Raw genomic sequence first — 15,098 nt, forward strand, 5'->3', positions numbered from 1 at the left:
TCGTTCAGTTAAATCTAAGCCGGCGCCTATGTCTCTCGAATTACGATCCCCAAAATATGAGCGTGCTTCTATCGTCGTACCAGAGGAAGCCTCCCATCTCCGGAAAACATTCAACGGCACAATTTGTTCCAACGAAGGAGATGAATATCAAATACAGAATAATATTGTTGATCTGTTGGCTGAAGATACGGTCGATATGTCGTGGGCGCAGAGTTCGAACCACTGGAAAGTGACGGCCGCCCTCTATGAAGATATCTGGCGAAAGCGATCGTTATCAATACTGACGGGGGAGGAGTTTCCCATCCAAAAAGAACAAGAGCTTCTGATAAAATGGCTTAATCCTCGCCCGGGCTATCGTTATTTGGATATCGGATGTTCTACGGCGTTGTACGGACGGATGCTTAAGCAGGAAGAAGCGGATTGTGAGGTTGTTTCTCTGGATTTTTCTCGTCAAATGTTGCAGGAAGCCCGCCTGAAATCAGAGGCGGAAGAAACCGATATGTATTTGTTGCGAGCCGATGCACGCTACCTGCCCTTTTTTAGCGCAACCTTTGATGGAATTTCTATGGGAGGCACGCTTAATGAGTTGACAGATCCGACGAAAGTATTGTACGAAGCCCGCCGGGTGATTAAGAAAAACGGCACTTTTTTTATGATGCACTTAGTGAAAGCCGATGCCTGGTATGTGCGGCTGCTACAGGATTCAACCGAGTGGGGAGGCATCAAGTTCTGGACCATGGATGAAAGCAACGAACTGTTCAGGCAGACGGGTTTTCAAGTTGCTGATCAATTCAGCAAAGGTATCGTCTGTTTTACGAAGCTGTTGCCAGCCTGACTTTTATTGGGGGGGGCAGGTTGAACGTTGAATGCTAACCTGCAACTTTTAACTCTTCAACCTTCAACAATAAAAAATCACATCTGTTCCGGGGCGGAAATGCCGAGGATACCCAACCCATTCGCGAGAACCTGTGCTACTGCTTTAGCCAAAGCAGTGCGGGCCTGGACCAATCCTTCGTCTTCGCCAAGGATGCGGCAATCGTGATAGAAGGAAGTAAAATCTGAGGCTAAATCCTCCAGATAGTTAATGAGTCGATGGGGCTCGCGGCTTTCGGCAGCACTCTGGATCATCTCTGGGAAGCGAATCATCGTTTTGATAAGCTTACTTTCGGATTCATGGGACAGCAAGCCTAAGTTCGGATCATTTTCAAAAGAATATTCGTCCTCTACTTTGCGCAGGATGCTGTGAATGCGAGCGTGGGCATACTGCAGGTAGAAAACCGGATTCTTTTCGCCTTCGGCCTGGGCTTCAGCGATATCAAACTCAAGGTGCGTGTTGGGCGAGCGCATCAAGAAGAAGAAGCGCGTGATGTCTGATCCTACCTCGTCCATCAGCTCATCAAGCGTAATAAAGTTTGCCTTGCGGGTACTCATCTTGAAGGGTTTTCCTTCTTTCACAATCGTCACGAATTGGTACACCACTACGTCTACTTTATCAGGATCATATCCCAGTGCCTGGATGCCGGAGAGTACATCGGGATAGGTATCGATATGGTCGGCGCCAAAGACGTCAATACACTGGTCGTAGCCACGGTCCAGCTTGTTGGCATGGTAAGCGATGTCGGGCAGGCGGTAGGTCGGCTCACCCGTACTTTTGATCAGCACGGTATCTTTATCTTTGCCAAAGTTGGTGGTGCGAAACCAGGTGGCACCATCTTTATCGTAGGCCAAATCCTTCTCTCTAAACGCTTCCACAGCTTTTTCAATAGAGCCGTCGTCATACACTTCCTGCTCATTAAAGAAAGAGTCCATTTTAATGTTCATGCGCTGCAGCGTGGCTTGGATATCTTCAAAGATCATGGATTCAGCTTTCTCCTTGAAGACGGTAATCCCTTCTTCATCCACGAGCTTATCACCGTGTTCTTCCACCAGCGCTTGCGCAATATCACGGATGTATTCGCCTTCGTAGCCGTCTTCGGGTAGCTCGGCTTCTTGTCCCAGCTCCTGCAAATAACGGGTGCGCACACTTTGTCCCAGCTTGCGCATCTGCCGGCCGGCATTATTAAAATAATATTCACGATCCACTTCGGCGCCGGTCCATTCCAATAGTCGTGCCACGGTATCGCCCAGTACGGCATTGCGGCCATGGCCGACGGTAAGAGGACCCGTAGGATTGGCGCTCACAAACTCAAGCAGGATACGTTGCCCATCGAGCGAGGTCGTTTTGCCAAAATCTTGCTCTTGATCAAGCACGGCCTGCAGTTCGTCAAAAAGATAGTTTTCAGCGTACCGGAAGTTAATGAAGCCCGGCCCGGCAATTTCGACGGCAGCAACCTTACGCTCATCATAGTTCAGATTTTCAACAATCTGCTCGGCGATATTACGCGGATTGTCTTTAAGCACGCCGGCAAGGTTCAGCGCAATGTTGGAGGCTGAATCGCCGTGTTCCGGCTGGTTCGGCTTTTCGATCTGGATTTCGGGGATGTCATCCTCAGAAAGATCGAACTGGGTTAACGATTGGCGAATAATCTGGCGTAAATAAGACTTCATCTGTTTGTATTCAATGGCTGAAATTATAAAACGCTAAATATAACGTATTTTCGCCTCGAATATCGAACAGCAGAGAATGAAAAATTAAAAATGAAGAATTAGGAATATTTTTTATTCAGAGTTACTAATATTGATCCCAATATTTTCTTTAATTCTTCACAGTCATCCAATAATGATTCTGCAATTTTGGGCGGAATGAGGTTACTATCTTTTAGAAGCCGGAGCCAATAATGTGTTTCCCGTGCCTCTTTATAAGATATGAACATTTTAGCTCTAAAATCTTTATTTGACTGCCCTCCAATAGCTTCTTCAATATTTGCTCCGATAGATGTCCCGCTTTTTAAGATTTGTTTAGATAATACATATTCTTTTAAATCATTAACCATCATTTGATTTAATTTGACGATCCTCAATGCAAAATTATAGCTCTTATCCCTGATTACATTCTTCTCTTTCATATCGTGCAGAGTCTTATTTTTAATTTTTCATTGAGAATTTTTAATTCAAGAACCCTTTAGCGCGGAAGCTTGTATAGCCGTCGCCGGCAATGATGATATGGTCATCCACAGGAATGCCCAGTAGTTTGCCCGATTTTGCGATACGGTTGGTCAGCTGGATATCTGCCTTCGATTCTTTATTCTGTCCACTGGGATGGTTGTGCAGCAATAAAATGCTGTTGGCCTCATTCATCACGGACTGACGCATAACTTCGGCCGGATCCACAATAGTAGCGGTAGAGCCGCCAGAGCTGATCTTTTTGTACCCCATCACCACTTTAGCATTATTCAGGAAGGCCACGATGAACACTTCTTTGGTGAGGTCGCGCAACTTCGGGCCAAAATAAGCTACCGCATCTTGTGGAGAAGTGATCTGTATTTGCTCGCCCAGACTGGCCATCTGGATACGGCGGGCCAGCTCAAAAACGGCTTCCAGTGTCAGAGATTTCACTTTACCCATGCCGGGAATGATCTTTAGATCTTGCCACTCTTTGCGCGCTAAGTAGCGAAGCCCGTCAAAATGATCGAGCAGGGCTTGTGCCATCTGGATGACATTCATCTTCCGGCTGCCGGTCCGCAACAGGATAGCCAGCAGTTCCGCATCCGAAAGACTTTCGCTGCCATAATTCATTAGTTTTTCCCGGGGCTGCTCATCGGGACTCATTTCTTTGACGGTTCGCTTTAAAAAATCATCGGCCTCAAACTGCTCTTGATCAGACATAATCCTCCTCTTTTGGAATTGGTATTTATAGTAAGACCGTTTTAGGAGAGAATCCTTACAAAAAAAATATCACAAAGGGCTAAGCCAGTAGATAAGGACATTTTCATCATCTTTAACAACCTTTAAAACGCGAATTGTAACAAATTCCGATATTTTCGTATCAAAATATAAACACTCTAAAACCATTGTAATTAAGATTCTGCATGTTCCAAACTATTTTCATACGAACAGTTACCCTGGTATTACTATTAACAGCAGGACTATTTATCCATATGCCCATTGCTCAGGGGCAAGCGCCGGCTACAGGCGAAAAGCTTTACCCCCTTCAAATAGAAAGCGATATTGAAATTACCGGCCGACTAACACACCCGGCTTGGCAGAAAGCACCTTCTGTGTTTATAGAGAACCAACTGCAACCCAATGAAGATGAGCCGGCACCCGTAAATACGGAAGTGAAGGTACTGTATAGCCGAAAAAATATTTATATAGGATTTATCAGCAGCGATCCAAATCCCGACAGGATTCGGGCCCATATTTCAGATCGGGATAACAGTTTTGGAGATGATTTTATAGGAGTTTTTTTGGATCCATTTAATAATAATAAGCACGTCTACGAATTTTTTGTCAATCCGCTGGGAATACAGATGGATGCTATGCGGACGGATAATAACGAGAACATGAATTTTGATGTTCTTTGGCAATCAAAGGGAGCAGTAACTGATTCCGGTTACCGGGCGGTAATGAAGATTCCCTTCAAAAGCCTTAATTTTCCAGAGCGAAAGATACAGAACTGGTCTATACAATTTCTTCGTAATTATCCCCGAAGTAACCGGTACCAGCTGGTGTGGACTGATGTTGAACTTGATAACTCATGTCTGGTGTGCCAGAATGGAACGCTGGCCGGTATGCAGAATATCGAAAGTTCAAACACGGTCGAGCTCATTCCCTATGGCATGAGCTATCAGGGGAGTACCATCAACGATACAGACAATCCGTCGTCAGGATTAGATCACGGGCCTGTAAAGGCACGATTTGGTGGGAGTATTGCCTATGCACCCACTTCTACTACTTCACTGGATGCAGTCGTTAACCCCGACTTTAGCCAGCTTGAAACAGATGCAGCCCAGATTGGCGTAAATGAAACGTTCGCGTTGTTTTATCCAGAAAAGAGACCCTTCTTTATGCGCGGTGCAGACCTTTTCAGAACTTCTGAGGACCTATTCTATTCCCGGATGATTAATCATCCGCTGGGGGCCGGTAAAGTCACTCAGAAATCCGGTAATTATACCTTGGCCCTCTTAACGGCCTACGACCGGGATACTCCTTTTATTGTACCAGGATTGCAAGGAAGTTCCTTCATTCGATCTGATAAGGATATGTATAGCAATATTCTGCGTGCGAAGTACAATATTGGATCTGAATCGCATATCGGCAGTTTGGTAACGACCCGTAACCAGGCTGAGGGAGATGGGTTTAATTATCTTGGAAGCATCGATTGGAATGTGATGCTGGCGGATCACTACTACATCAACGGACAGCTTGGGTACACCTCCACCAGGGAATTACAGGATACTACCCTTGAAAATGGGGAAAGAGTCTTTGGCAAAAGCGGCTATGATGCAGCTTTTAATGGTGAGCAGTACACGGGAACAATGGTTAATGCCGAATTTGAACGCGAAGCCAAGTATTATAACTTTTCGGTTTCTTATGAATCATTTTCGCCTACTTTCCAAGCCCAAAACGGCTTTATCAATCGAATTGACCGAAGGACGTTCGAAGCAGACCAAAGTTTATCATACTACCCTAACTTTAGCTGGTTGGCCAACGGCAGTATAAACATGAGTGCCAGTTGGAGGTACAACTTTTCCGGAACATTTCAGGAGCGCTATATTTTTGCAGGAATTAGTAATAGGCTTGCTGGGCAAACACGGCTTTCCATTAACTACTTGCCATTGAATGATGAACGTTTTCGCGGAACGTTCTTTAGAAATCTCCAGCGCATGATGATAAACCTTAATAGCAGTCCGGCAGATATTATTTCACTGGGCCTGTCGACAGACTTTGGTCGTTATGTCAACAGAAGTAGTAATCCCACGGTTGGTCATGGGTATAATTTTTCCGCTGAGGCAGTCTTAAAACCATCCGCGCGCCTGGAGCTATCGGCCGATTACAGCTATTCTACGCTTTCATCATTGGATGATTCTGAAACTTACTACAGTGGAAATATACTTAGGGTAACCGGAAGATATAATTTTACCCGAAAATTGTTTGCCCGGGTTATCGGTCAGTACAACTCTTTTAGCGAACAGCTGCAGCTTTATCCGCTGGTGTACTATAAGGTTAATCCTTTTACTAAGTTTTATATGGGTATGACGGATAATTTGCGCCACTTTGACCAATCCGCTCCTGGCAGTTTTGAGGGCTATAAAGAGACTAATCGCCAGTTCTTTGTGAAGTTCCAGTACTTAATTCGCAGCTGATAAATGGGAAGGTGAGACGTACGATGTAAAAGGACAGGTCAATCTTTTTACGGTTGGCTCTTCGTATCTGCTGGCTGAACTAATTCTCATCCGGGCCGCCCATGAGAGGCTCATTCATAGCGCGGATACTGGCATTGGGAAGACCCTCGGGATAGTTATGTTTGCAAATCTCCAGCACTTCAATGACAATATCCAGGTGGAGCTGTTTGGAGTCCTCATAAAAATCCTGGGCTTCATCGCTGAGTTTAGGCTTGCCGTGCAGGGGTTTGTCGCTCACGCAAAGCAGCGTTGCGTTAGGGATGCGATAGCGATATCCGTTGGTTGCTACCGTGGCAGATTCCATGTCCACAGCAATACTGCGACTCATATGGATCTGTTCTACGCTTCGCCGTTTGGCGAACTCCCAGTTACGGTTCGCTGTCGTAAAGATGGTTCCCAGCCGGTGATTTCGGTTATATTTGTCCAGCACCTCTTTGAGATATACATTGAGCAGATAGTTCGGCGTGATGGGTATGTTGAGTGGAAGGGTATCATCCAGCACGCCGTCATTACGCATAAATCCGGTGGCAAGCACAAAGTCACCAATTTCCTGGTGGTTTCGAAGCCCCCCACAGTGACCAACCATGATCATAGCATCTGGACGAAGGACCGCCACGTGATCGGTAATGGTTTTGGCATTGGCAGGTCCCACTCCAATATTGACCAGCGTAATACCTTTATTGTCATCCAGCTTGTGGTGGTAGGCTGGCATCTGAACGCCCTTGCGCTCAGGCTTAATGCAATCGGGAAATTTATCCAGAAATACCTCTACGTGCATATCGTAGTTGGTGAATAGAATGTAGCGTTGAAAGTCTTCGGGTTGGGTTCCGGTATAATGCTCCAGCCGGTTGAGCGATATTTCGATACGTTCAGGGTTAAAAAGGAATAACTTTTTTTGGGTGATATCCCATTCGTCTTCGTCGGTATTGTCCAGCAGTTCCGGATCATTGAGGGCCAGGCGGTCTCTTGACGGAATGATCTTAATTTCAGCTCCCTTGGTGGCCAGTTTTTTGAGCTCTCGGACTAAGTACCAGCGAAATGATTTGGGCCGGGCCATTTCTCCGGTAATTATTGGATTGTGTTTGGACCAAGAACGTTTGACCAGTACCTTCGGATATTCTCCACCTTGATAAATGGACTCCATCGTATCGCAGGCTTGTTCGACGATAGGATGGATGTCAGATGTGGAGTTAAGGTCTTCTTCAGCTTGAAATTCAAATCGATCTGCCATAAACGAATTCTCTTATGAGTCAAAAAACATTTCCTTTTACCATAGAACCATGGCTGGTAACGGATGAAAATAAGGAATATAAAACACCAATATTCAATCTTCTTCGTCGAAATATGAGGCTTGAGGCAGAGGGGGAATCCAACGAGGCGGCCTTCTATGTGCTGGAAGCCCCGCAATGGGTGAACGTACTCCCCATAACAGAAGAAGAGGAGGTAGTATTGGTTGAGCAGTATCGGTATGGCATTGAGCAGCCTACACTGGAGATTCCCGGCGGTATGGTTGATCCCGGAGAGTCAGCACGGGAGGCGGCAGAGCGCGAGCTGTTGGAAGAGACGGGCTACCAGGGCAATCGCTGGCAAGGATTGGGTAAAGTGAGTGCCAATCCGGCTATTATGACAAATTACGCCCATCTGTTTTTAGCCGAAGGATGTAGCTATGAACAAGCGATTAGCCCGGATGAACACGAGCGTTTCCATATCCATAAGCTGCCCATGGAGGCCTTTTTGGGCCATGTCGCTGATGGGACGATCCATCACAGTATTGTAGTAGCTGCGGTGGCGAAGTATCTGTTGATCAAGAATTGAAAGGTAAGATGGCAAAGGTGAAATGGCAGACGTTACTGGTGGGTGCTTTTCATTAAGTTGGATAGCATCGCAAAAGTATGGTTTAGCTTTTCTCCTATATTTTCGGGCTTATTATCCACCAGATAGTTGAGTCTTTCAGCAATTTCTAGCTGGGTGTCGATTTCAACCAGTGACGAACGAGTAATTTCGTAAAACCTTCGGCGCTCTTTAGAAGACGAACGTGCAGCTCCTTCAGCAATATTAGAAGAAATTGAAACAGAGGCTCAACGTAATTGAGAGGTTGGTCCATACAATTCATGTTTGGGAAAGGAATCCGTAAGTTTATAAATATCGGCACTTAGTTCTATAGCTGATTTCCAGACATCCATATTCTTGTGACTAAGCTGAATCATAATTCTACCAGTTATATTTAAACTTGTTTTGTAATAAATAAGACCGCTGAGAAGGGGAATCCTTACAGAAAAACTTAAAATAAAGGCAAACAGAAGGTGACAGATGGCAGAAGAGCAACGTGAGAGGATTCCTGTTTAACCTTTAATGTCTGTCATTTCACCTTTGCCATTTTACCTCTTTTACCTTCATTGAATCTTCAAGAATAATGGGTACCTTCGCTTTTCAAAAGATTTATTGCAGTAAAGGGGCGATCATTTTATCATATAAAGACTAAATATGGCGGGCGCCCTGTAGATATGCGAACAAGCCGACCCATTAGAAGTATATTGATAATTAACGTTGAACCTCGATTATGATTGAAACCGGAGAAAAGATAGATACCAATTTTAAGCTCGATATTGTAAAAGATGGCGAAGAACAGAAAGTCTCTTTTGATGAGCTGTTAGATCGTCCGACCATCGTTTCTGTATATATGCGTAACAATACCTCCGGTTGCGATAAGCAGAATAAAAGTTTAGCGGAACATGCGGATTGGTTTGATGAACACGGATATAACCTGGTAGCCATTAGCAAAGACACCTGCGGCTCGCACAAGAACTATGCTGAGAAGTTGGGCATCAACTATATTTTGGCATCCGATCCGGCGTATAAGTTTGCTGAAGCGACGGATTCGGTTGTAGAAAAAAATATGTTTGGCAACAAATACAATGCCCCCACGCGGTCGGCATACCTGCTTGATACCGATGGTACCGTCAAAGCTATTATTGAAAAAATTAATACTAAAGATCATGCTTCTGAGTTAAAAAGTATGATCGAAAACTTGTAGAAAAGCATTTTTATGAAGTCTCTTGTAATTGTAGAGTCACCTACGAAAATTAAAACCCTGAAGAAGTACCTGCCGAAGGACTATGTGATTGATTCTTCGATGGGGCATATTCGTGATCTTCCGGCCAATGCCAAGGAAGTACCCAAAAAATTTAAAGGCGAAGAATGGGCCAACCTGGGGGTTAATACGGATAAAGATTTTGAGCCGCTCTACGTCATCCCATCCAGCAAAAAGAAGGTGGTTAGGCGCCTGAAAAAAGAGCTGAAAGATGCGGATGAGCTTATCCTGGCGACGGATGAAGACCGCGAAGGGGAAGCCATTTCGTGGCACCTGACGGAAATATTAAAGCCGGATGTACCCGTTAAACGCATGGTCTTCCGCGAAATAACCAAAGAGGCCATCCAAGAAGCACTTAAGCATTTCCGTGATATTGATATCAACCTGGTGAATGCCCAGGAGGCGCGTCGAATCATTGATCGCCTGGCTGGATATACCATTTCGCCCCTGCTGTGGAAGAAGATTGCTCCCGGCCTGTCTGCGGGACGTGTCCAGTCCGTAGCCGTTCGTTTTTTAGTAGAGCGGGAACGGGAGCGGATGAAGTTCCGGTCTGCCCGGTATTGGGATTTGAAAGCCAAGCTGCATAAGCTGGAGGATGAACATATTTTTGAAGCAGACCTTACGCATCTCGACGGTAAGCGTTTGGCGTCGGGTAAGGATTTTGATGAAAATACCGGCAAGCTCAAGAAGCCCAAAAAAGTAGTTCTGTTGGATGATGAGTCTGCTTCCGAACTTCGTGACGATCTGGATGAAGCAGAATGGCGCGTTTCTGAGGTGAAAAAGAACCGGAAGAAGCGTAATCCTTCGCCGGCCTTTATCACTTCTACGCTGCAGCAGGAAGCCAACCGGAAGCTGAATTTCTCGGCGAAACAGACCATGGGAGTCGCCCAAAAACTGTACGAGAATGGATACATTACCTACATGCGTACAGACTCAGCCCGTTTGTCTGGACAGGCCATTAATGCGGCACGTAATGCCGTAAAAGATGAGTATGGTGAAGAGTACCTGTTTGAACGCGTTCGGAATTACGGGGGAGGAACAGGAGCACAGGAAGCTCACGAGGCTATCCGTCCGGCGGGCAGCAGTTTTAGAAAGCCCGAAGAGGCCGGCTTGCGAGGTGCCCAGTTTAAGCTTTATGATTTAATCTGGAAACGAACTATTGCCACGCAGATGGCTCGAGCAGAGCTCGAGTTTACGAATGTGACCATCGAAGCTAAAGCCAATGGTAAGGTAGCCGAGTTCAAGACCAGCGGAAAGAAAATTATCTTCCCCGGCTTTTTCAGAGCTTATGTAGAGGGAAGCGACGATCCGGATGCAGCACTTGAAAACCAAGAGCGGTTTTTGCCGGAGCTGAACGAAAAGGAAGAAGTGATAGAAGAAGGCATTGAACCTATTTCTCACGAAACCAAACCACCGGCCCGATATACTGAGGCAACGCTGGTAAAAGAATTGGAAAAGCGGGGGGTCGGCCGACCCAGTACGTATGCATCCATTATTAGTACGGTGCAAAACCGGGGCTATGTAGAAGCCGAAGGCAAAACTTTGATACCGACCTTTACTGCTTTTGCCGTAACCGAGCTGCTGGAAAAGAACCTGCACGACCTTGTGGACAGTGATTTCACCTCAGAGATGGAGGCCAAACTGGATGAAATTGCCCATGGTAAGCTTGATACCAACAATTATTTGAGCGCTTACTATAAAGGAGATAAAGGACTCAAAGCCAAAGTTGATGAACAGGAGGATGAGATTGACCCTCAGGAGGCACGTCACCTTAATCTTCCACTTGAGGGCCTGAATGGGATTAAGGTCTTTGTAGGGCGATACGGTCCTTACATCAAGCAGGAAAAAGATGGAGAAGAGCTGACGACTTCCATACCGGACAGCTGGAAACCCAGTGATATTACGGTTGAAAAGCTGGAAGAACTGATGAAAGCCGAAGAGGAGGGACCCAAGTCCATTGGTGACCACCCGGATGCCGGAGAGCCGATCTTTATTCTAAATGGACGGTACGGCCCTTATGTGCAGGTTGGGGAAGTAACGGAAGATAATAAAAAACCCCAGCGTGCTTCATTGTTAAAAGGGATGAAGCCGGAGGATGTGGATCTGGAGTTAGCCCTGCGCCTGCTGGAATTACCACGTCCACTGGGGGACCACCCCGAAACCGGAAAGGTTATCAAAGCCGGTGTCGGCCGATATGGTCCTTTTGTAGTGCATGATGGCACCTTTGCTTCTTTGAAGCGAAAAGACCACGTGCTGGATATTGAGCTTGACCGGGCAGTAGAGCTTTTGGAACAGAAGAAAAAGAAAAAGTCTGGTGGTCGTTCGGTCATCAAGGATCTGGGAGAGCATCCCGAGAATGGTAAAAAGGTTCGGGTGATGGACGGTCGTTATGGCCCTTACATCAAATATGGGAAGACTAACATCAGTTTGCCTGATGACTTCGATCCTGAAGAGGTATCCATGGATATAGCGATACAATTGATAACAGAAAAAGGAAAGTAAATAGATGTAGGATGTGAAACGGTACGCCTGTCTTCTGCCGTTTTTCATCTTTATTTCCCAAAATTTCTACATGACAATGATCTGTTAGTTTTCTACTTTGGGGTGTCATGGAAAAAACAACACAGCACTATTTTCAATATCCCAGGAACCTGCACGAGATAGACTTGGCTACGCTTGTGTCGATGTATCGAGACCGGGGAATTCCCAAAAAGGCTAAACCGGGTGAATATTTTGCCTGCGCGAAGACGGGCAACCTCATCAAGGAGGGAAAATGGTGGTTTGGCCAGTATTACGAACAGAAAGCATGGGATCAAACGCTTACCAAGGGTTGTGAAGGGTATCCACTGACCGAAGTGGAGCTAAATATTCTGGGTATGGCCTTCGCCGTACATGATGAAGCGCCAAAGCGCGATTATGTGGAGCAGCATTCGGGGACAATTTCTAAGCTTTCTTATATGATTGCCAATGATCTGAAAGAGTTTGGGTTCTTGTCTATTGATGATCAGAAACGCCTGTTGATTACCCCCCGTGGAGAGAAAGCGTTACAAGGGGTTGCGCGTCGTATATATGGCAAGAAATTTCATCCTGATATGCTAAGAATAAACCAAGATGATGTTGTTCGCCCTACTATTGAGCGGGCTCCCAAGGAAGACAACGAACAGGCCAGCTTGTTTTAAATGAGACGTTAAGGGATGAAGTATAAAAGGATAATTTTCTTTCTATCTTTTATTCTCTTTGCTTCTCTATTACTAAAAAATTGGTTTCATCAAGAGATATTGAACCAATATATAGTGCCATTGGTTTTTGATCAGATTGAGCCAACCTACTATTTAGATGTGTTCTTTATGCTATCTGGGGTATCATTTATTATCCTTTTTAAGGAAAAGTTTAAACGCAAGTTCAGCCCTTCTCCATTAAGCCTGTTTTTTTCTTTTTGGCTGGTGTTAATTTATTCTTATTACAGATTTATAGATGGGAAATATTTTTTTATTGAGACTAAAACAGCATCATGTTTAGCATATGGTGATATATTATTGCTTTTTGGATTGATATATCCAGTGCTTTATTTATATCGTAAATTTAAGAAGGAAAAAAATAAACAAGATTCTGAGAGAGGTTTCAACGAAGATAATCCAATAGAAGATATTGAGTCAGATCTTTTAGGAAGAAAAAGATATGCAAAAGAGATTGCTGAAAGAATTGTAAGTACACAAAATGAGAAATCATTTGCAATCGGGGTTGTAGGGCAATGGGGGACTGGAAAAACTTCCTTTCTAGAGTTAATTAAAAAGTATTTCGAAAAGGATGACTTATTAATTTTTGATTACAACCCCTGGAATATAACAGGGAGTAGCTCAATAACATCTAATTTTTTTGAAACATTTAGTATTCAGCTAGAAACCTACAGTTCCCAATTATCAAATTTGGTAAGGGTCTATTCTGCTAAGCTGGGTGCAAGTACTAATAGCTTTTTCTTAGCTGCTATATTAGAGTGGATAAATTTATTAAATCATCGAACAAAGGAATCTTTATATGATGAAATAAATCAGCAGTTGAAAGAAATAGATAAGAAGATAATTATTTTTATTGATGACTTAGATAGGCTTGACAATTCTGAAATAATTGAAGTAGTAAAGCTGATAAGGAATTCTGCAAATTTTTATCGAACGGTTTTTATTGTAAGCTATGACAGGAATTATTTATTGAATGCCGTAAAAAAAATTAATGAATCGAGCTACGAATCTTTTTTAGAGAAAATTTTTCAGCTTGAAGTTACCTTACCAAGATTTGAAGAAGATATAATTTTATCAGAGTTAGAGAACTCATTAAAAGATATCCTCACCCAAGAAGATCATGAGGAGCTTGTAAATCAATTTAATGCAATAGATTATGACCGACTATATAATTCTTCAGTTTCTTCATTTAGAGGAATTAATATTCCTGGCTATTATTTAGAAACGTTACGTGATGTTACAAGATTTATTAATCTTTTTTCAATCTCTTATTCTCAACTTCAAGGAGAGGTATACATCGAGGATCTTTTCTATTTGGAGATTTTGAGATTAAAACATCCCAATATTCATGAATTGATTTTTGAAAGATCTGATGAGTTTTTTGAAACTACTAATTCTACAGGACCAGAAGATAAAAAATTAGTATTGAAAGAAAATGAGGGTTCAAATTCTAAAAAAAAGTTAAAACTATGTGAATACCTGAATACCAAAAGTTCGGAGCTTCATATAAGTGAAGAAGAAATTGAAGCAATAAAACTTTCTTTAAAGAGAATTTTTTGGAGAAGTATCCATTATGAAGTGCACTCTTTATCAGTAGTCATTCCTTCTAATTTTAATAAATACTTTTCTTATAGGTTATTAGATGGAGATTTATCAGAAATTGAGTTTAGTAAAGCAAGAAAATTGCCAAAAGATGAGTTTTTCAAAAAAATAGATGAATGGATATGCTCAGGTTTTTCAGAAGAAGTAGAAAGAAAATTAGCTTTAATTAAAAATTTTGATAATAAAGAGGATTTCGAAAAAGTTATCTCTTCAATTTTCTACTATGCAAATAAGAAATCTAGTGATCCCAATAGTTTCTATCCATTTAAGGGATTTAATGTGCGAAATATTTATAACAAGATGTATGATCATGAAGATAGGATCACAAAGGGGTATTATTCTGGAGAACAAGAAAACTATAAGGAATTTGTTTATAGCATTTTAAACACAAGTGATACTAAATTTAATTTTCAAATTGAGTTTTTACATTTCCTCAACACTGAGTTGAACTTACATAATTTCCCATTAGATCTTGAGGAAAGAACTGATTTTTTAATTAACTATCTTGAAAAATATCTGGAAGAGACTGACCAATTTAACTTAACAACTTGGAAGATTTATATAACGAATAAACGTTGGTATAATGAAAACAAAGCAAAAAAGATTTACCCCGAAAGATCTAAAGAATTATTAAAGCAGTTCATTAAAGAAAAAGCAACCAAAAGTTATTTTGAATTTTTTATAAATGAAGAATCCTCTAAGTATTATTTAGGGGATGGGGTCAATGCTTTATTTGACGACATGTCAGAGCTCAAAAAGTTTGTGAAAGAATTAGAAGTTACTCCAATATCGAGAGAGATAAGCCATTTTCTCAATCAATTAAAAGGGGAAAAATCGATGATAGAGTTTGATTTTAAAAACCTGGATTTGTAATAAATAAGCTAA

11 protein-coding genes and 1 pseudogene are annotated in these 15,098 nt (G+C 42.9%); 7 read left to right on the plus strand and 5 right to left on the minus strand.

The window, feature by feature from the left end; genetic code table 11:
• Window positions 1-28: 28 nt before the first annotated feature.
• Window positions 29-835, plus strand: a complete 807-nt coding sequence (locus J6I44_RS08380; protein WP_265765615.1) for a class I SAM-dependent methyltransferase — start codon at window positions 29-31, stop codon at window positions 833-835.
• 77 nt (window positions 836-912) lie between these two features.
• Here the strand turns inward: J6I44_RS08380 and argS are convergent, their stop codons facing one another.
• The 3 genes from argS to radC all read right to left on the minus strand — a co-directional run bounded on the left by argS (window position 913) and on the right by radC (window position 3,765).
• Window positions 913-2,547, minus strand: a complete 1,635-nt coding sequence (gene argS / locus J6I44_RS08385; RefSeq protein WP_265765617.1) for an arginine--tRNA ligase — start codon at window positions 2,545-2,547, stop codon at window positions 913-915.
• A gap of 98 nt (window positions 2,548-2,645) precedes the next feature.
• Complete coding sequence (locus tag J6I44_RS08390; protein WP_265765619.1) at window positions 2,646-3,005, minus strand: four helix bundle protein; 360 nt, start codon at window positions 3,003-3,005, stop codon at window positions 2,646-2,648.
• A 40-nt stretch (window positions 3,006-3,045) separates the two neighbouring features.
• The gene (gene radC / locus J6I44_RS08395; RefSeq protein ID WP_265765622.1) at window positions 3,046-3,765 is read right to left on the minus strand and encodes a RadC family protein; all 720 of its coding nucleotides are present in this window, start codon (window positions 3,763-3,765) and stop codon (window positions 3,046-3,048) included.
• 203 nt (window positions 3,766-3,968) lie between these two features.
• Between radC and J6I44_RS08400 the strand changes: the two genes are divergently transcribed.
• Complete coding sequence (locus J6I44_RS08400; RefSeq protein ID WP_265765623.1) at window positions 3,969-6,245, plus strand: carbohydrate binding family 9 domain-containing protein; 2,277 nt, start codon at window positions 3,969-3,971, stop codon at window positions 6,243-6,245.
• Between the two features lie 79 nt (window positions 6,246-6,324).
• Here the strand turns inward: J6I44_RS08400 and J6I44_RS08405 are convergent, their stop codons facing one another.
• Window positions 6,325-7,515, minus strand: a complete 1,191-nt coding sequence (locus J6I44_RS08405; protein WP_265765625.1) for a phosphorylase family protein — start codon at window positions 7,513-7,515, stop codon at window positions 6,325-6,327.
• Window positions 7,516-7,529: 14 nt separating this feature from the next.
• Between J6I44_RS08405 and J6I44_RS08410 the strand changes: the two genes are divergently transcribed.
• Window positions 7,530-8,099, plus strand: a complete 570-nt coding sequence (locus J6I44_RS08410; RefSeq protein ID WP_265765627.1) for an NUDIX hydrolase — start codon at window positions 7,530-7,532, stop codon at window positions 8,097-8,099.
• A gap of 32 nt (window positions 8,100-8,131) precedes the next feature.
• On the opposite strand, the pseudogene J6I44_RS08415 reads toward J6I44_RS08410, so the two are convergent.
• Window positions 8,132-8,491 (minus strand): annotated as a pseudogene (locus J6I44_RS08415) (four helix bundle protein).
• Between the two features lie 353 nt (window positions 8,492-8,844).
• Between J6I44_RS08415 and J6I44_RS08420 the strand changes: the two are divergent.
• From J6I44_RS08420 to J6I44_RS08435, 4 genes are all read left to right on the plus strand, one after another.
• The gene (locus tag J6I44_RS08420; protein WP_265765629.1) at window positions 8,845-9,318 is read left to right on the plus strand and encodes a peroxiredoxin; all 474 of its coding nucleotides are present in this window, start codon (window positions 8,845-8,847) and stop codon (window positions 9,316-9,318) included.
• Window positions 9,319-9,330: 12 nt separating this feature from the next.
• Complete coding sequence (gene topA, locus J6I44_RS08425) at window positions 9,331-11,877, plus strand: type I DNA topoisomerase (protein ID WP_265765630.1); 2,547 nt, start codon at window positions 9,331-9,333, stop codon at window positions 11,875-11,877.
• Window positions 11,878-11,984: 107 nt separating this feature from the next.
• Window positions 11,985-12,554, plus strand: coding sequence for a hypothetical protein (locus J6I44_RS08430; protein WP_265765631.1), 570 nt, complete (start codon window positions 11,985-11,987; stop codon window positions 12,552-12,554).
• Window positions 12,555-12,569: 15 nt separating this feature from the next.
• Complete coding sequence (locus tag J6I44_RS08435) at window positions 12,570-15,086, plus strand: KAP family P-loop NTPase fold protein (protein WP_265765632.1); 2,517 nt, start codon at window positions 12,570-12,572, stop codon at window positions 15,084-15,086.
• Window positions 15,087-15,098 lie beyond the last annotated feature (12 nt).

Origin of the sequence: Fodinibius salsisoli, from assembly GCF_026229185.1 — a bacterium.
In the GTDB taxonomy this organism is placed as follows: domain Bacteria; phylum Bacteroidota; class Rhodothermia; order Balneolales; family Balneolaceae; genus Fodinibius; species Fodinibius salsisoli.